This is a genomic window from Micromonospora sp. BQ32, assembly GCF_059358895.1.
On record NZ_JCADBI010000005.1, the window covers coordinates 356,064 to 372,819 of the forward strand.

General features: G+C 70.7%; 14 protein-coding genes. 6 read left to right on the plus strand and 8 right to left on the minus strand.

Translation table 11 applies throughout. The annotated features are described in order from the left end of the window. Positions 1–215 precede the first annotated feature (215 nt). Complete coding sequence (locus AC5L30_RS13785; RefSeq protein WP_494867596.1) at positions 216–1,625, plus strand: GGDEF domain-containing protein; 1,410 nt, start codon at positions 216–218, stop codon at positions 1,623–1,625. A gap of 102 nt (positions 1,626–1,727) precedes the next feature. Here the strand turns inward: AC5L30_RS13785 and AC5L30_RS13790 are convergent, their stop codons facing one another. Both AC5L30_RS13790 and AC5L30_RS13795 read right to left on the minus strand, forming a co-directional pair. Beyond that, positions 1,728–2,789 carry an aspartate-semialdehyde dehydrogenase gene (locus tag AC5L30_RS13790; RefSeq protein ID WP_494867598.1) on the minus strand — a complete coding sequence of 354 codons (1,062 nt, stop codon included), beginning with the start codon at positions 2,787–2,789 and terminating at the stop codon, positions 1,728–1,730. 5 nt (positions 2,790–2,794) lie between these two features. After that, a complete protein-coding gene (locus AC5L30_RS13795) occupies positions 2,795–4,060 on the minus strand; it encodes an aspartate kinase (RefSeq protein ID WP_151491046.1) in 1,266 nt (421 codons plus the stop codon). 258 nt (positions 4,061–4,318) lie between these two features. Between AC5L30_RS13795 and AC5L30_RS13800 the strand changes: the two genes are divergently transcribed. The 3 genes from AC5L30_RS13800 (at position 4,319) to leuA (ending at position 7,944) form a co-directional block, all read left to right on the plus strand. Continuing rightward, positions 4,319–5,107 (plus strand): hypothetical protein, encoded by a 789-nt coding sequence (locus AC5L30_RS13800; protein WP_494867599.1) that lies wholly within the window; start codon positions 4,319–4,321, stop codon positions 5,105–5,107. A gap of 84 nt (positions 5,108–5,191) precedes the next feature. Then, complete coding sequence (locus AC5L30_RS13805) at positions 5,192–5,722, plus strand: nitroreductase family protein (protein WP_494867600.1); 531 nt, start codon at positions 5,192–5,194, stop codon at positions 5,720–5,722. Positions 5,723–6,192: 470 nt separating this feature from the next. Beyond that, a complete protein-coding gene (gene leuA, locus AC5L30_RS13810) occupies positions 6,193–7,944 on the plus strand; it encodes a 2-isopropylmalate synthase (RefSeq protein WP_494867601.1) in 1,752 nt (583 codons plus the stop codon). 29 nt (positions 7,945–7,973) lie between these two features. Here the strand turns inward: leuA and AC5L30_RS13815 are convergent, their stop codons facing one another. Beyond that, positions 7,974–9,467: an MFS transporter gene (locus AC5L30_RS13815; RefSeq protein ID WP_494867602.1), complete on the minus strand. Its 1,494-nt coding sequence runs from the start codon at positions 9,465–9,467 to the stop codon at positions 7,974–7,976. A 107-nt stretch (positions 9,468–9,574) separates the two neighbouring features. Between AC5L30_RS13815 and AC5L30_RS13820 the strand changes: the two genes are divergently transcribed. After that, positions 9,575–10,231 carry an HNH endonuclease family protein gene (locus AC5L30_RS13820; protein ID WP_494867603.1) on the plus strand — a complete coding sequence of 219 codons (657 nt, stop codon included), beginning with the start codon at positions 9,575–9,577 and terminating at the stop codon, positions 10,229–10,231. Next, entirely contained in the window at positions 10,207–10,596 is a 390-nt protein-coding gene (locus tag AC5L30_RS13825; protein WP_387173827.1) for a hypothetical protein, read from the plus strand. Before AC5L30_RS13820 ends, AC5L30_RS13825 begins: the two co-directional genes overlap by 25 nt. A 24-nt stretch (positions 10,597–10,620) precedes the next feature. On the opposite strand, the gene AC5L30_RS13830 is transcribed toward AC5L30_RS13825, so the two are convergent. The 5 genes from AC5L30_RS13830 to AC5L30_RS13850 form a co-directional block, all read right to left on the minus strand. Continuing rightward, complete coding sequence (locus AC5L30_RS13830) at positions 10,621–11,724, minus strand: ABC transporter ATP-binding protein (RefSeq protein WP_494867604.1); 1,104 nt, start codon at positions 11,722–11,724, stop codon at positions 10,621–10,623. Next, positions 11,721–12,734: an ABC transporter ATP-binding protein gene (locus AC5L30_RS13835; protein WP_494867605.1), complete on the minus strand. Its 1,014-nt coding sequence runs from the start codon at positions 12,732–12,734 to the stop codon at positions 11,721–11,723. Before AC5L30_RS13835 ends, AC5L30_RS13830 begins: the two co-directional genes overlap by 4 nt. Positions 12,735–12,800: 66 nt before the next feature. Continuing rightward, a complete protein-coding gene (locus tag AC5L30_RS13840) occupies positions 12,801–13,763 on the minus strand; it encodes an ABC transporter permease (protein WP_494867606.1) in 963 nt (320 codons plus the stop codon). Then, positions 13,760–14,764, minus strand: coding sequence for an ABC transporter permease (locus tag AC5L30_RS13845; RefSeq protein WP_030328131.1), 1,005 nt, complete (start codon positions 14,762–14,764; stop codon positions 13,760–13,762). Before AC5L30_RS13845 ends, AC5L30_RS13840 begins: the two co-directional genes overlap by 4 nt. An 85-nt stretch (positions 14,765–14,849) precedes the next feature. Continuing rightward, positions 14,850–16,511 carry an ABC transporter substrate-binding protein gene (locus tag AC5L30_RS13850; RefSeq protein ID WP_494867607.1) on the minus strand — a complete coding sequence of 554 codons (1,662 nt, stop codon included), beginning with the start codon at positions 16,509–16,511 and terminating at the stop codon, positions 14,850–14,852. Positions 16,512–16,756: the final 245 nt, after the last annotated feature.

The following is a 16,756-nucleotide window of genomic DNA, read 5'->3' on the forward strand; positions in this document are numbered from 1 at the left end:
CCTCGGCGCCGGGTGCTCCACGCTATCGCCGGGCGCGGCCTCCCGGGGGCCGAGTTGAGGGCGCGGCGCTGGCGGGCACGCGTCCACAGGCTGCGTCCACAGCCTGTGGATAGCACGTGTGTACGAAGCCCGGCTGGCTCCCCGCCATCGTGAGTACGCTTGATCGAGCGGTTCGGCGTCGGCCGGGCCCCTCCCCTACCTGGAACGACGTGCGAGTGGATCATCAGCGAGTCATCCGTGACGTCACCGTTCGCCTGCCGATGGCGTCGAGCACGCCGGAGGCGTGTCGATGGACGGTCACCGCGCTGTCCCGCCACACCCCGGCGACCATCTCCGTGCTGCTCGCGGTCCACGACCGCCTGCGCTGCGTCGCGGCGACCGGGGCCTGGCAGGTCTTCGCCACCGTGCCGGCGCGGACCGGCATCGTCGGCCGGGTGTACGCCACCGGCGTTCCCGCCGCCGTTCCGGACGTCACCGTCGACCCGGACTACCTACCGGTACGCCCGGACGTGACCGCCGAGCTGTGCGTACCGGTGCTGGATCCGACGGGCCGGGCGATCGGCGTACTCGACCTGCAATGGAGTGAGCCGACCGACCTGGAGCCGTGGCGGGAGACCGCGCAGCGGCTGGCCGACCGGCTCGGCGCACGGATCGCCGCCCTCGGTGGCCCACCGGCGGAGAGCCGCAGCGAGAAGCTGCTCCGGCACGCCGCCGCGCTCTCCGCCGCGCCGACCGAGGGGGAGGTGATGGGGGCCGCGGCTCGCGCCGCCCGGGAGGTCTCCACGCTCTCCACCGCGCTGCTGCTGATCGGCGGTCAGCTCGGCCCGTCCCCGGCGACGCCGAGTGACCTGGAGACCCGGATCCGGGCCGAGTTGGCCGGGGCGGGTCCGGCCGCCCTGGACCGGATGGTCGACCGGGCACACCGGTACGGCGCCGGGTACACGCTGGGCGAGGCCGGACATCCGCCGACCGAGGACTACCGGCCGCTGACCCGGGCGGGGGTCCGCACGCTGGTCGCCGTGCCGGTCGGGCCGACGGAGGCCGGCGGGGTGTTGCTGGTCGCCGACGAACGGGCGCTGCGCCCGGACCCGACCACGGTCAGCCTGATGGAGTTGCTCGCCGGGCAGGCCTGGACGAGCGTGGACCGACTGCGCACGCTGGTCCGCCTGCGGGAGCAGGCCAGCTCCGACCCGCTGACCGGTTTGCGGCACACCGGCCCGTTCGGGCAGCGGATCGCGGCGGCCACCCCCGGGCGTACGGCCCTGTTGGCGATCGACGTGGACGGCTTCAAGACCGTGAACGACACGTACGGCCACCAGGCCGGCGACCGGGTGCTGGTCGGGTTGGCCCGGGCGCTGGAGGGTGCGCTGCGGCACGGGGACGAGTTGTACCGGATCGGCGGCGACGAGTTCGTCGCGGTGATCGAGGTGAGCCGCCCGGAGGAGGCGGTTCGGATCGCCGAACGGCTGACCGAGGCGGCCCGACGCATCGGCCGCACGATCAGCGTGGGCGTCGCCCTACCGCGCCCCGGCGAGACCCCCGACCGCACTTTGAAGAGAGCCGACCAGGCCCTCTACGCGGTGAAACGCCAAGGCCGAGACGGCGTCCTACTCTCCGCCGCCTAACCCCCGCCGATCTTGCACTTTCGGTCGCCGTTTTGTCGCTCTCATCCCCTGTGCCGGCGCAGAAACTGCAAGATCGCCGCAGCGGGGTGGGGCGGGGAGCGGTCAGGCGGTGCGGAGTTCCTTGGCGAGGAGTTCGGCGATCTGGGCGGTGTTGAGGGCCGCGCCCTTGCGGAGGTTGTCGCCGGTGACGAAGAAGTCGAGGGCGCGCGGGTCGTCCAGGGCGCGGCGGATCCGGCCGACCCAGGACGGGTCGGTGCCGACGGCGTCGATCGGCATCGGGAACTCCCCGGCCGCCGGGTCGTCGACCAGGATCACCCCAGGGGCGTTGCGGAGCGCCTCGCGGGCCCCCTCGGCGTCGACCTCGGTGGCGAAGACCGCGTGCACGGCGACCGAGTGGGCGGTGACCACCGGCACCCGGACGCAGGTGGCGGAGACCTTGAGGTCGGGGAGGCCGAGGATCTTCCGCGACTCGTTGCGGATCTTCATCTCTTCCGACGACCAGCCGCCGTCCGCCGGGGAGCCGGCCCAGGGCACCACGTTGAGCGCCATGGGTGCCGGGAACGGGCCCAGGTCGTCGCCGACCGCCTGGCGTACGTCGCCGGTGCGCGAGCCGAGTGCCCGATCGCCGGCGACCTTGGTGAGCTGGTCGTGCAGGATGTCGACGCCGGACTGACCGGCTCCGGAGACCGCCTGGTAGGAGGCGAGCACCAGCTCCCGTAGGCCGTACTCGCGGTGCAGCGGCGCGACCGCGACGATCATCGCGAGGGTGGTGCAGTTGGCGTTGGCGATGATGCCCCGGGGTCGGTTGCGGACCTGCTCGGGGTTGATCTCCGGAACGACCAGCGGGACGTCGCGGTCCATCCGGAACGCGCCGGAGTTGTCGACCGCGATCGCGCCCCGGGCGACAGCGATCGGCGCCCACTCGGCGGAGACCTCGTCGGGCACGTCGAACATGGCCACCTGGACCCCGTCGAAAGCCTCGGGGGTCAGCGCCTGGACGACGAGTTCCTCGCCCCGGCAGCGCACCCGGCGCCCGACGGAGCGCTCGGAGGCGAGCAGCCGGATCTCACCCCAGACGTTGCGCCGCCCGGTGAGCAGCTCACACATCACGGTGCCGACGGCACCGGTCGCCCCGACCACGGCAAGGGTGGGCAGCGCCGTCATCGGCGCTACCTACCCGTCCCCGCGTAGACCACGGCTTCGGTGTCGCCACCCAGCTCGAACGCGTCGTGGATGGCGCGGACGGCGGCGTCGAGGTCGGTGTCCCGGCAGACCACGGAGACCCGGATCTCGGAGGTGGAGATCATCTCGATGTTGACCCCGGCCGCGCCGAGCGCGGCGAAGAAGCCGGCAGCCACGCCGGGGTGCGAGCGCATGCCCGCGCCGATCAGCGAGACCTTGCCGACGTGGTCGTCGTAGAGCAGGCCCTTGAACTTGACCGGCTCCTGGATCTTGCTGAGCGCCGCCATCGCGGTAGGACCGTCGGCCTTGGGCAGGGTGAACGAGATGTCCGTCCGGCCGGTGCCCTCGGTGGAGACGTTCTGCACGATCATGTCGATGTTGATCTCGGCACCGGCGACGGTGTCGAAGATCCGCGCGGCGGCACCCGGCTCGTCGGGCACCCCGACGATCGTGATCTTGGCCTCGCTGCGGTCGTGCGCGACCCCGGTGATCAGTGCCTGCTCCACGGAAAGGTCCTCCATCGATCCGGTGACCATCGTGCCGGTGTTGGTCGAGTATGACGAACGGACGTGGATCGGCAACCCCGCCCGCCGGGCGTACTCCACGCTACGCAGGTGCAGCACCTTCGCGCCGCACGCGGCCAGCTCCAGCATCTCCTCGTAGGTGATGTGCCGGATGTGCCGGGCGTTGGGCACGATCCGAGGATCGGCGGTGAAGATGCCGTCCACGTCGGTGTAGATCTCGCAGACGTCGGCGTGCAGGGCGGCGGCGAGCGCCACGGCGGTGGTGTCCGAACCACCGCGGCCCAGCGTGGTGACGTCCTTGGTGTCCTGCGAGACGCCCTGGAAGCCGGCCACGATCACCACAGACCCCTCGTCGAGCGCGCCCTTGAGCCGCCCGGGGGTGACGTCGATGATCCGGGCGCGACCGTGCACCGAGGTGGTGATCACGCCGGCCTGCGAACCGGTGAACGAGCGGGCTTCGTACCCCAGGTTGTGGATGGCCATGGCCAGCAGGGCCATGGAGATCCGCTCCCCGGCGGTGAGCAGCATGTCCAGCTCGCGGCCCGGCGGCAGCGGGCTGACCTGGTTGGCCAGGTCGAGCAGCTCGTCGGTGGTGTCGCCCATCGCCGAGACCACCACCACCACGTCGTCGCCGGCCTTGCGGGCGGCGACGATGCGCTCGGCCACCCGCTTGATCCGCTCCGCGTTGGCGACGGAGGACCCGCCGTACTTCTGCACCACGAGTGCCACGAAAGTGCACTCCCTCCCAGCGACCCTGAGCGTGCCGACGCCGCCGGAACCGGGGCCGGCGGCGCGTGTCAGACCCCATGAGGGTATCCGGCAGGTCACGAGGCCGGGTCAGGTGATCCCACCATCCGGCCCGCCCGGGCCCGGCCAAGCCGGTCCCACCAGGTCGGGCGGTACGCGCGGACGCCCCGCCCGACACGCCGGAACGAACCCGGTACGCGTCGGCACCCACCAACCGCCCGCACCCACCAGAATGGGCCGGTGCCCGACCTCATCCGCTCGGCCGGCCGCGTGCTCGGGCCGCTCGTCCTCGCCCTGCCGACGCTCCTGGCCGCCTGCACCAGTGAGCAACCGCCGACCCCGCCGCCCGCCGATCCGGGGCCGGTAGAGGTGGACGCCGCGCGGGATGAGCTGGCCGCGCTGGCCGCTGCGGCTCAGGACCGTCACCTGGTGGCCCAGTACGTGTACAGCCAGGCGGGCCAGCCGGATCGCACCGTCGTGTTCACCAGCGCGAACGACGGCAGCTGGCGGGTGGACGTGCCGGGGGGCGCGTTGGGTGGCACCGCCGACGTCTCGATGGCCAGCACGGCCGACGGGCTGTTCCAGTGCGCCCTGCCGTCGACCGGTCATACCGAGTCGGCGAGTTGCGTACGCCTGGGTGATCGCGACGACGCGATCCCGCGCCGGTCCGACCCCCGGGTCCAGCATCTGCTCACCGACTGGCTGTACGTGCTCACCGACCGACGCGCCCCCTTGGCGGTGGCCCCGGCCAACGCGCCCGAGGGCCTCACCGGCACCTGCTACTCGGTGGACTCCACCTCGGCGTCGCTCAACGCCCCGCTGGATGTGGGCATCTACTGCTACGACGGGGACGGCACGCCGACCGGCGTCCGGACCGGGGCCGGGACGCTGAGGCTGGCCGCTCCACCCGGCCCGGCGCCGGCCACCGTGCAGCTGGCCGGCCCGGTGGTGGTCGACCGGGAGCCGCTCGACACCGCGGCGCCGCCGACCCCCGACCCGTCGGGGAGCCCGGGCGCGGGAACGCCCTGATCTTCGTCCCGTTACGGGTGCTCTTGCCCACATTCACCCACCCCCACCCGAGGGGCGAATCACCCATACAGGACGATCCGTCGTATGGCCGATCTCACCCCGCTGCTCGCCTACCGCTGGAGTCCACGAGCCTTCGACCCGAGCGCCGAGCTGCCCCCGGAAGAGTCCGCCTCGCTCCTGGAGGCCGCGCGCTGGGCCCCGTCGGCGGAGAACGGGCAGCCCTGGCGGTTCGCCCTCGGCCACCGCGACGACGAGACCTGGAAACGGATCCTGATCAACCTTCCGGTCGACGACCAGATCTGGATCCGGCACGCCGCGACTCTGGTGGTCGGCGCCCACACCGGCCTCGACACCGAGCGGGCCGCGTACGACCTGGGGCAGGCGATGGCCCACCTGACCGTGCAGGCCACCGCGCTCGGCCTGCACGTGCACCAGCTCACCCGGTTCGACCGGGCCGGCCTCTCCACCGAACTCGACCTGCCCGGCGGCGTCCGCCCGTTGGTGGTCGCCGCCGTCGGCCGACTCGGGGACCCGTTCGCCCTCCCGGCCGAACTGCGCGCCCGGGAGACCGGCCTGCGTCGCCGCCGTCCGGTCGCCGACCTGCTGCTGCGCTGATCGAGGGCTCGCCCGCCCGGCCGGCCCGGACCGGGGCCCTCGCGGCGTCGGTGCTGCGGTGCAGGACGTGTCGACCCTGTCGGAACCGGGAGACATCCCCGGCGTTCTGGTTACCGACGGGAGCGATCTTCGCGCTGGTCGGGCTGGCGATCACACCCGTGGTGGCCTGGGCCTGACGGACGCCGCGGCTGGCTGCCGAGGCCACGACGCCGGCCATGACCCCGGTCCCATAGTCCGGACCTGTCTTTCCACCCCCCGTTCCATCACGTAGGGTGACCTGGTCATGTGGCAGGCGCTTCTCCTCCTTAGCCGCCGCGACGAGGCCTGACCGGCCGGCACCTCGTCGCGGAGTCGCATCGCGCCGTCCAGCACATCCGAACTTCCTCTCGGCACCGCCGCGCATCGCCGCCCGGCACTTCGCCGACACCTTCCGATCTGCTGACGCCACATGTTCCAGGGAGCACTCTGAGATGGCTCAACCTGTCACCGACGCTGAGACCGATCCGATCGCCCGGCAGCGCCCCAGCCGGATGCCGTTCCACCGCTACCAGCCGTACCGGGAGCAGTTCCGGGTCGAACTGCCGGACCGCACCTGGCCCACCCGCACCGTCGAGGCCGCCCCCCGCTGGTGCGCCGTGGATCTCCGCGACGGCAACCAGGCCCTGATCGACCCGATGTCGCCGGAGCGCAAGCGCCGGATGTTCCAGCTGCTGGTCCAGATGGGCTACAAGGAAATCGAGGTCGGCTTCCCGTCGGCCAGCCAGACCGACTTCGACTTCGTCCGGCAGCTCATCGAAGACGACATGATCCCGGACGACGTCACCATCCAGGTGCTCACGCAGTGCCGGGAGCACCTGATCGACCGGACGTTCGAGTCGCTGCGCGGCGCGAAGCGGGCCATCGTGCACTTCTACAACTCGACCTCCACCCTCCAGCGGCGGGTGGTCTTCGGCCTGGACCGGGACGGCATCGCCGACATCGCCACCACCGGGGCACGGCTCTGCCAGAAGTACGCGGAGATCCACACCCCGGACACGGAGATCTTCTACGAGTACTCGCCGGAGTCGTACACGGGCACCGAGCTGGAGTACGCGCTGGAGGTCTGCTCCCGGGTGATCGACGTGATCGACCCGACCCCCGACCGACCGCTGATCATCAACCTGCCGGCCACCGTCGAGATGGCCACCCCCAACGTGTACGCCGACTCGATCGAGTGGATGCACCGGCACCTGCCGCGCCGGGACAGCGTGGTGCTGAGCCTGCACCCGCACAACGACCGCGGCACCGGCGTGGCCGCCGCCGAGCTGGGCCTGCTCGCCGGCGCGGACCGGATCGAGGGCTGCCTGTTCGGCAACGGTGAGCGCACCGGCAACGTCGACCTGGTGACCCTGGGGCTGAACATCTTCTCCCAGGGCATCGACCCGATGATCGACTTCTCGAACATCGACGAGATCCGGCGCGCTGTCGAGTACTGCAACCAGCTACCGGTGCACGAGCGCCACCCGTACGCGGGCGACCTCGTCTACACCGCCTTCTCCGGCTCGCACCAGGACGCCATCAAGAAGGGCTTCGACGCCCTCGCCGCCGACGCGAAGGCGGCCGGCGTACCGGTCGACGAGCACACCTGGGCGGTGCCGTACCTGCCGATCGACCCGAAGGACCTGGGCCGCACCTACGAGGCGGTCATCCGGGTCAACTCGCAGTCCGGCAAGGGCGGCGTCGCGTACATCATGAAGAGCGAGCACCAACTGGACCTGCCGCGCCGGCTCCAGATCGAGTTCTCCGGGGTGGTGCAGCAGGTCACCGATCACGACGGTGGCGAGGTCGACCCGGCCGCCATGTGGGAGATCTTCGCGACGCACTACCTGCTCGACCACCAGCCCGACCCGGCGGTCCGGCTGGCCGGCTACACGATCGGCACGGCGGACGGCAAGGTCGAGATCGAGGCCCAGGTCGGTGTGGGCGGCGAGCAGCGGTCCCTCGCCGCGGTCGGCAACGGCCCGATCGACGCGTACGTCAACGCGCTCCAGTCGGTCGGGGTGGGCGTGCGGGTGCTCGACTACCACGAGCACGCGCTCTCCTCCGGTGGTGACGCGCAGGCTGCCGCGTACGTGGAGTGCGAGGTGGACGGGAAGACGGTCTGGGGTGTCGGCACCGACGCCAACATCGTCACCGCGTCGATCAAGGCGGTAACCAGCGCCGTCAACCGCGCCCGCCGCTGACCTACGCGCGACACCTCCGAGGTGGCTCCCTACTTCGGGGGTGTCGCGGCGGGCAGCGAGTGGCAGGGCTGGGACGGCGGGGCTTGCCGGGGCGGTCGGTGGACCAGCACGAGGGCCAGCACCGCGCCGGCCACGAGCAGCCCGGCGCACCACCCCATCGCGGCCCGGAACGCGTCGGTCAGCTCGGCCTTCTGCTCGTACCCGCCGCCGGAGAGCCCGACCAGCAGCGGCAGCGCCGCCACCGCGAGCAGGCCGCCGGCGCGGGACGCGGCGTTGTTGAAGCCGCTGGCCACCCCGGAGAACCGGTCCTGCACGGCGGCCAGGACCGACGCGGTCAGCGGCGCCACCACCAGGGTCAATCCGATGCCGAAGAGCAGCACCCCGGGCAGCACGTCCCGCCAGTACGACGCGCCCGGTCCGACGCCGCGCAGCAGCAGCAGACCGACCGCGGCGACCACCGGTCCGATGGCGAGCGGCAGCCGTGGGCCGATCCGTGCGGACAGCGCACCGGCTCGCGCGGACCCGACCAACAGCAGCAGGGTCATCGGCAGCAGCGCGATGCCGGTGCGGAAGGCCGACCACTCGACCACGTTCTGGAGGTAGACGGCGAAGAAGAAGGTGAAGCCGCCGAGCGCCGCGTAGACGACCACGGTGAAGAGGTTCAGCACCGAGAAGAGTCGGCTGCTGAACAGCCCGGTGGGCAGCATCGCGGCGTCGCCACGCCGCCGCTCCAGCAGCACGAAGGCCACCGCGGAGAGCACCCCGACCAGGGCCGCGATCAGCACCTCGGCGGAGTCGAAGCCGCGGGCCGGCGCGTCGATCAGGGCGTAGGTGACGCCGGCGAGCGCGAGCGCTCCGAGCAGGGCTCCGGCGACGTCGAACCGCCGTCGGGCCGCACCCTGTCCCTGGGTCCGGGAGGCGCTCTCGTCCCGGCTCTCCGGCACCCAGCGCAGGGCGGCCAGCAGCACCAGCACGGCGATCGGCAGGTTGAGGAAGAAGATCCAGCGCCAGGAGAGCGCGTCGATCAGCCAGCCCCCGATGAACGGGCCCAGCGCGGTGGACACCCCGGACAGCCCGGCCCAGGCACCGATCGCCCGGCCCCGGTCGTCGGGATGGAAACTCGCCTGGAGCACCGAGAGCGACCCGGGCGTGAGCAGCGCGCCACCGGCGCCCTGGAGGAACCGGGCCCCGATCAGCCAACCGGTGCCCTGGGCCAGCCCGCACAGCACGGAGGCGGCGGTGAACCAGAGCACGCCGATGAGGAAGATGCGTCGCCGGCCGAAGCGGTCCCCGAGCGCGCCGCCGAGCAGCACGAACGCCGCCAGCATCAGCAGATAGCCGTTGATGGTCCACTGGAGATCGGCCACGTTCGCGCCGAGGTCCTGCCCGAGCTTCGGCAGCGCCACGTTGACGACGGTGCTGTCGAGGAAGACCATGCCAGAGGCGAGTACGGCGGCGAGCAGCGTGCCCCGGCCGGCGGTGGTGCCCATCCGGAGGGCGGTCGCCGGTACGGGTGCGGTCATCCCACCAATCTGCCTTGCATCATGTGGGAGACGCCACGAAACGCCGAAACCGTTCCCGGGTACTGTGCGCAATCGCCGGGAGCCCCCAAGCTGGAGAGGTGTCGTCTGTGCGTACCAGATCAGGACCGCGAGCGGCGGTGGCCGCGCTTGCCGCGGCGCTGGCGCTCGGCGTGGCCGGTTGCGTCCCGCAGGATGAGCCGACCACACCGCCGCCGAACGACGGCGGCAACGCTGCGGAGCAGTTGAGCCAGCTCACCGTCGCTACCGCCGGCTCGATGAAGGGCTACAGCCGGGAGCGGTTCCCGCACTGGCGGGACACCGGCAAGAACTGCGATGTCCGGGACAGCATCCTCCAGCGCGACGGCAAGGACGTGAAGCTCTCCGGCTGCAACGTGGTCGGTGGGCGCTGGGAGAGCGTGTACGACGGTCGCAGCTTCTCGGATCCCTCCGACGTGGACATCGACCACATGGTGCCGTTGGCCAACGCGTGGCGCTCGGGTGCCGACGAGTGGGACAACGCGAAGCGTGGCGATTTCGCCAACGACACCACCCGTCCGCAGCTTTTCGCGGTTTCCGCCTCCTCGAACCGGGCAAAGGGTGACCAGGACCCGTCCCAGTGGAAGCCGGCAAACCGGTCTTACTGGTGCAAGTACGCCCAGGACTGGGTGACGGTCAAGCATCACTGGCGGCTGACGGTGACCAGCGCCGAGAAGGCCGCCCTGACCGACATGTTGGAGGGCTGTTCAGTGGGGAGCGATTCGTGACCGCCGCCGGAGAGAGCGGCCCGTCCGCCGCCGGCATGACCGCCGACGGCACCGCCGAGACCCCCGCCGCCGTGCCGGGTGCCGGCATGGTCGCGGATTCGGGCGGCGCGGCCGGCCCGCAGAGCCGCACCACCGACATCGTGCCCGGCCCCGGCGGCGTGATGACCGACGAGGTCGGCGTCGTCACCGGTGACCTGACGCTGCGCACCGAGTACGCGGACGGCAAGGTCACCCTGCGGGTGCAGTACAAGGACGCGGACGAGTGGTACGCGGTGACCGGCACCTCGGTCACGCTGGCCGATCCGGCTGGGCTGGACGCGGTGCACGGCGTCGCGGTGGGGCTGCTGAACCGCCCCGAGGGCTGACGAGCGCCGGCACCGCGTCCAGTCTCAGACGTACGAGCCGGGCTCGGTGGGCGCGGAGACCACGGCCGGCGCGTCCCCCTCGCCCTCGGGTCGGACGATCTGCGCGCTGACCCCGTGCGGGCGCAGCTCGCCGCTGGCGATCTGCTCGGCCCAGTGGCAGGCCACCCGGCTGGCGCCGATCTCCCGCAGCACCGGTCGTTCGTCGGCGCAGCGGGTGGGCTGCGCCCACGGGCAGCGGGTGTGGAAGCGGCAGCCGGACGGCGGGTTGGCCGGCGACGGCAGGTCACCAGCGAGCAGGATCCGCTCCCGGCGGTCCTCCACGTCCGGGTCCGGCACCGGCACCGCGGACATCAGCGCCCGGGTGTACGGGTGCAGCGGCTCGGTGTAGAGCCGGTCACTCGGCGCCTCCTCAACCAGCGCCCCCAGGTACATGACGCCGACCGTGTCGGAGATGTGCCGGACCACCGCGAGGTCGTGCGCGATCACCAGGTAGGTCAGCCCCAGGCTGTCCTGGAGTTCGTCCAGCAGGTTGACCACCTGGGCCTGGATCGACACGTCGAGCGCCGAGACCGGCTCGTCGGCGACGATCAGCTCCGGCCCGAGCACCAGCGCGCGGGCGATGCCGATGCGCTGCCGCTGCCCGCCGGAGAACTCGTGCGGGTAGCGGGACAGCGCCCAGCGGGGCAACCCGACCGCGTCCAGGGTCTCGCCGATGATCCGTCGACGGTCGGTGCGGTCGGTGCCGATCCCGTGGGTCTGCAGGCCCTCGGTCAGGATCGACTCCACGTTCTGCCGGGGGTCCAGGCTGGACATCGGGTCCTGGAAGATCATCTGCATCCGGCGACGCATGCTGCGCAGCTTGCCGGAGGGCAGCGTGGTCAGCTCGACGCCGTCGAAGCTGACCTCGCCGGCGGTCGGCGGGGTGAGCTGGAGCAGCGCCCGACCCAACGTGGACTTGCCGCAGCCGGACTCACCCACCAGGCCGTACGTCTTGCCCCGGGCGATGCTCAGGTCGACCCCGTCGACGGCCTTCACCTGGCCGACCACCCGGTCGAAGAGCACCCCCCGCTTGATCGGGAAGTGCACCTTCAGGTCGCGCACCTCGACGAGGATGTCGTTCTCGCTCATGCTGGTTCCTCCTCGCGCGGGGCGGGCACCAGGCCCGGCACCGGCTCCGGGTTGACGCACCGGTAGCTCCGTCCGTCGTGCGCGTGCACCAGCTCCGGCGGCTCACCCACACACTCGTCGACCCGCCGGGCGCAGCGCGGGGCGAACGCGCAACCGTCCGGCCAGGGCAGCAGGTCGCGGACCGAACCGGGAATCGGGTTGAGCTTCTCGCCCCGCCCGGCGTCCAGGCGCGGCACCGAGCCGAGCAGACCCACGGTGTACGGGTGCCGCGGCTGGCGGAACAGCGGACGACGGCGGGCCGTCTCCACCACCCGGCCGCCGTAGAGCACGTTGACGGTGTCGCACATGCCCGCCACCACGCCGAGATCGTGCGTGATCATCAACAGCGCGGTGCCGGAGTCCCGGACCAGCTCCTTGAGCAGCTCCAGGATCTGGGCCTGGATGGTGACGTCCAGCGCGGTGGTCGGCTCGTCGGCGATCAACAGCCGAGGCTGGCAGGCCACCGCCATCGCGATGAGCGCACGCTGGCGCATCCCACCGGAGAGCTGGTGCGGGTACTCCTTGAGCCGCCGCTTCGGGTCGGGGATGCCGACCCGGTCCAGCAGCGCCGCCGCCTCCTTCGCCGCGGCCTCGCCCTTCATCCCCCGGTGCCGGGTGAGCACCTCGGTCACCTGCAACCCGATCGGGATCACCGGGTTCAACGAGGAGAGCGGGTCCTGGAAGATCATCGCGATGTCCCGACCCCGGATGTCCCGCCGCGACCGGTCGTCGAGCTGGAGCAGGTCGGTGCCGTCGAAGACGGCCTTGCCGCCGACCCGCAGGCCGGGCTGCTTGGGCAACAGACCCATGATCGCGAGCGAGGTGACACTCTTGCCGCAGCCGGACTCGCCGACCAGGCCGACCACCTCACCGGCGTCGACCGAGAAGGACACCCCGTCGACCGCGTGCACGGCCCGCTGGCCGCGGCGAGCGAACGTGACGGAAAGATCTTCAACTTCGAGCAGTGCCATTACCGGCCCTCCGTTCGCGACTGCGGGGCTCGCAAGCTCACTCCTCGCGCTTCACACATTCCGGGCCTACTTCCGCAGCTTCGGGTCGAGGGCCTCGCGCATCGCCTCACCCAGCAGGGTGAAGCCGAGCGCGGTGATGATGATCGCGACCGCCGGGTAGATCGCCAGTGACGGCCGGATGCCGAGGTACTGCTGCGCGTCGGCGAGCATGACCCCCCACTCCGGTACGGCGGTGTCCGGGTTGCCGAGGCCGAGGAAGGAGAGCGCCGCGGCCTCGATGATCGCGGTGGCCAGGGTCAGCGTGGCCTGCACGATCACCGGGGCGAGCGAGTTGGGCACCACGTGGGTCAGCGCGATCTTCGACTTCTTGACGCCGAGCGAGGTCGCCGCCAGCACGTAGTCGCTGTTGGCCTGGGAGATCATCGAGCCGCGCAGCAGCCGGGCGAAGACCGGCACCGATACCACGCCGACCGCGATCATCACCGTGGTCAGGCTGGCCCCGAGCAGGGCGGCGATGCTCACCGCCAGCAGCAGGCTCGGCATCGCCAGCAGCATGTCGATGAAGCGCATCAGGGTGGTGTCGATCCACCGCCCCCACCGGCCACCGAGACCGGCCGCAGCACCGGAGACGCCACCGATCAGCGCGCCGATCGCCAGACCGATCAGGGTGGAGACCACGCCGACCAGCAGGGTCTGACGGGCCCCCACGATCATCCGGCTGAACTCGTCCCGGCCCTGGTGGTCGTAACCGAACCAGTGCTCGCCGGTCGGGCCGGGAATGACACCCGGCTTGATCAGCCCTTCCCGGATGCCGATCGTGTCGGTCGGCGCGTACGGCACGAGGAACGGGCCGACCACCGCGACCAGCACGAAGAGCGCCAGGATGACCGCGCCGACGATCGCGGCCGGGTTGCCACGCAGCCGGCGGAACGCCTCCTGCCAGAGGCTGACGCCCCGCTCGTCGTCCCGAGCAGCCAGTTCGGAGAGCCGGTCGATCTTTTCGCGCTTCTTGCCTGGGCTGAGTGTCATCGCACCCTCACCCTCGGGTCGATGAAGCTGTAGGAGAGATCGACCAGGAGGTTCACCAGCACGTACACCACCGCGATGATCAGGATGAAGCCCATCAGCACCGGATAGTCGCGTTGGCCGATGGCCTCGGCGACGAACGCTCCGATGCCGCTGAAGGCGAAGACGGTCTCGGTCAGCACAGCGCCGGAGAGCAGGCCGCCCGCGAGCAGACCGATCGAGGTGGCCACCGGCAGCATGGCGTTGCGCAGCACGTGCCGGCGACGGACCGTCTGCTCGGTCAGGCCCTTCGCCTCGGCGGTCCGGACGAAGTCCTCGTTGAGCACCTCGAGCACGCTCGCCCGAGTGATCCGGACGATGATCGCCAGCGGGATGCTGGCCAGCGCGATGGCGGGCAGCACCAGATGCCAGAGCGCGTCGGCGGCGGCGTCCCACTCACGGGTCATCAACCCGTCCAGGACGAAGAAGTTGGTGACCCGGGTCGCGCCGAGCGTCGGATCCTGCCGGCCGCTGGACGGGAACCAGTGCAGGTTCTCCGAGAAGATCGCTTTGAGCACGTAGCCCAGGAAGAAGACCGGGATGCAGATGCCGATCAGCGAGCCGCCCACGGACGCGTGGTCCAGGAAACGGCCGCGACGACGGGCGGCCAGGTAGCCCAGCGGGATGCCGACGCCGATGGCGATGATCATCGCGGTGATGGTCAGCTCGACGGTGCCGGGGAAGCGCTCGATGAACTCCGTGGTGACCGCCCGCTTGGTGGAGGTCGAGGTGCCCAGGTCGAGCTTGATCATCCGCCGGACGAAACGGCCGTACTGCACCAGGATGGGCTCGTCGAGCCCCATGTTGCGGCGGATCGCGGCCCGCATCTCGGGTGTGCCGCGCTCGCCGAGGATGGCGGTCTCGGGGCCGCCGGGAAGTCGGCGGAGCCAGATGAAGAGCAGGAGGGAGAGCCCGAACAGCGTGGGTATCAGCTGAAGCAGGCGCCTGACAATGAACCGGAACACGGCGGCCTCGAAGGGGTGCGGAGGGTTGCGGGCGGGCGCTGTGCGACAGCGCCCGCCCGCGTTCCTTGCTGCGTCAGATCAGGACTTACTTGAACTCGGCGGTCGCGTACCGCTCGTCGGTGAGCGGGCTCGCCTTGACGCCGGTCACGTCCTTGCCGAACACGATCGCCGGGGGCGAGTGCGAGATCGGTACACCGGGCAGGAAGTCCATCACGGCCTTGTTCAGGGCCTTGTACTTCTCGGTCCGGGCCGCGATGTCGGCGGTGCCGTCCGCGTCCTTGAACTGGTCGAAGAGGGCCTTGTTGTTGAAGCCCCACTCGTCCTTCGGCCGGTCGAAGAAGGTGCCGATGAAGTTGTAGGCGTCGCCGTAGTCACCGGTCCAGCCCAGGAAGTGGATGTCGTGCTTGCTACCCGAGGTGGTGGCGTTCAGGTAGTCCGGGCTCCACTTCAGCGGGATCGCCTCGACGGTGATGCCAACGGCCTTCAGGTCCGCCGAGAGCAACTCGAAGATGTCCTTCGGGTTCGGCATGTACGGCCGGGTGACCTCGGTCGGGTAGTGGAACTTCAGCGTCAGGTTCGACGCGCCGGCCTCGGCCAGCAGCGCCTTCGCCTTGGCCGGGTCGTAGGTGTACTTCGTGACGTCACCGTTCCAGCCCTCGACGGTGTCCGGCATGAAGTTGTCGGCGACCTTGGCGCCCGGCGGCAGCTTGGAGGTGACCAACTGCTGACGGTTCAGGGCGTACGCGATGGCCTGCCGGACGCGGATGTCGGCGAGCTTCGGGTTGCCCTTCTGGTTCATCGCCAGGTAGAGCACGTTGAACGCCGGGCGCGTGAGCATGTTGAAGCCCTCGCTCTTCAGCGGCTCGACGTCGGCCGGGCCAACCAGGTCGTAGCCCTGGATGTCACCGGAGCGCAGCGCCTGCTTGCGGGCGTTCTCATCCGAAATCGTCTTGAAGATGAGGGTCTTCAGCTTGGCCTTGGCGCCCGAGTAGTCCTCGTTGCGCTCCAGGGTCAGCGTCTTGTTGGCGACGTCCCAGGTCTTGAACTTGAACGGGCCGGTGCCGGTCGGGTGCTCCGTCGCGTACGCCGGGTACTTGATGTCCTCGGCGGTGCCCGCGACGTTGCTCGCGTCGAACTCCTGCAGCGCCTTCGGGCTGTGGATGGAGAACGAGGGGAGCATCAGCGCGGCCGGGATCTTGCTGGAGACCCGGGTGAAGGACAGGTCCACAGTGGTGGCGTCCTTGGCGGCGCAGGACTTGAAGAGACTCGGCGGGAGATCCGCGTTCTCGTTCTTGGCGAAGCCGCCCATGACGTCCTGCCAGTACGCGGTCACGTCCGGGCTCTGCATGAGGCCCTTGGCGTTGTACCAGCGGTTGAAGTTGACGCAGACGGCCTCGGCGTTGAAGTCGGTGCCGTCGTGGAACTTCACGCCCGAGCGGAGCTTGAAGGTCCAGGTGGTGCCGGCGGCGTCCGGGGTCCAGGACTCGGCCAGGCCGGGGGTGACCTTCGTGCCACCCTCCTCCGGTCGGACCAGGGTCTCGAAGACCTGACGCGCCACGCGCAGCGACTCACCGTCGCTGGCGAAGCTCGGGTCGAGCACCTTCGGGTCTCCGGCGACGCCGAAGACGAGGGTGTCCTTCTTGCTACCGCCGGATTTGTCGTCGCGGTTGCTCTCGGCGCAGCCTGCTACCGCGAGGGCCGCGACCGCGATGGCCGCGATCGCGACCTTCGGCCTGGGTGCACGCATGTGTGCTTCACCTCGTCCTTGGGGGTACGGACAACGTGGTGACAGGGGTCACCGATGGCGGTGACCATAGCTCCCGATGCGTCCACCCGGAAACCGCTGAGTGGACGGTTGGTATCGGATCGTGCCTCAACCGCCGCTTGACATTCGATTCTTAGGTAAACACCGGCAAAAACCGATCAATCAGCACCCGCGATGCCAAACTGTTACGTCGAACAGCCCCGATGAGGGCACAGGTGTCAGATCAT

Bases quoted from the DNA above. Each gene is read 5' to 3' on its own strand.
- AC5L30_RS13790 (WP_494867598.1), bottom strand. From the start codon at position 2,789: ATGACGGCGCTGCCCACCCTTGCCGTGGTCGGGGCGACCGGTGCCGTC.
- AC5L30_RS13805 (WP_494867600.1), top strand. From the start codon at position 5,192: ATGGCCGATCTCACCCCGCTGCTCGCCTACCGCTGGAGTCCACGAGCC.
- leuA (WP_494867601.1), top strand. From the start codon at position 6,193: ATGGCTCAACCTGTCACCGACGCTGAGACCGATCCGATCGCCCGGCAG.
- AC5L30_RS13815 (WP_494867602.1), bottom strand. From the start codon at position 9,467: ATGACCGCACCCGTACCGGCGACCGCCCTCCGGATGGGCACCACCGCC.
- AC5L30_RS13830 (WP_494867604.1), bottom strand. From the start codon at position 11,724: ATGAGCGAGAACGACATCCTCGTCGAGGTGCGCGACCTGAAGGTGCAC.
- AC5L30_RS13835 (WP_494867605.1), bottom strand. From the start codon at position 12,734: ATGGCACTGCTCGAAGTTGAAGATCTTTCCGTCACGTTCGCTCGCCGC.
- AC5L30_RS13840 (WP_494867606.1), bottom strand. From the start codon at position 13,763: ATGACACTCAGCCCAGGCAAGAAGCGCGAAAAGATCGACCGGCTCTCC.
- AC5L30_RS13850 (WP_494867607.1), bottom strand. From the start codon at position 16,511: ATGCGTGCACCCAGGCCGAAGGTCGCGATCGCGGCCATCGCGGTCGCG.